Source organism: Paraburkholderia sp. SIMBA_054, from assembly GCF_046534875.1.
Taxonomy (GTDB): Bacteria; Pseudomonadota; Gammaproteobacteria; order Burkholderiales; family Burkholderiaceae; genus Paraburkholderia; species Paraburkholderia hospita.
Map to the genome: position 1 here is coordinate 1 of NZ_JAWRXV010001262.1, position 252 is coordinate 252.

The 252-nt window shown below is 71.0% G+C and carries 1 protein-coding gene; it reads right to left on the reverse strand.

Features of this window, described 5'->3' with window-relative positions; translation table 11 throughout:
• Positions 1-252, reverse strand: a 252-nt coding sequence (locus SB822_RS59150) for a molybdopterin-dependent oxidoreductase (RefSeq protein ID WP_410859382.1), incomplete at both ends; no start/stop codon positions are given.

The following is a 252-nucleotide window of genomic DNA, read 5'->3' on the forward strand; positions in this document are numbered from 1 at the left end:
GATCTCGGTCAGCGGGGTGGCGAACGGCTCGGCGACGGCGGCGTCGGAGAAGTCGCGGTTGAAGATGCGGTGGTCCAGGTTGCCGCTGCCCAGGCCCGAGGCCAGGCGCGCCAGCAGCTCGCCCTCCTCGTTGGAGGTCGCCGGATGGACCAGCACGCCCAGCTCGTCACCGGACTGCGCCTTGAGGATTTCGGCGGCCGCGGCCAGGCCCTCGGCCCAGCTCACTTCCCGCCATTCGCCTTCGACCTTCCT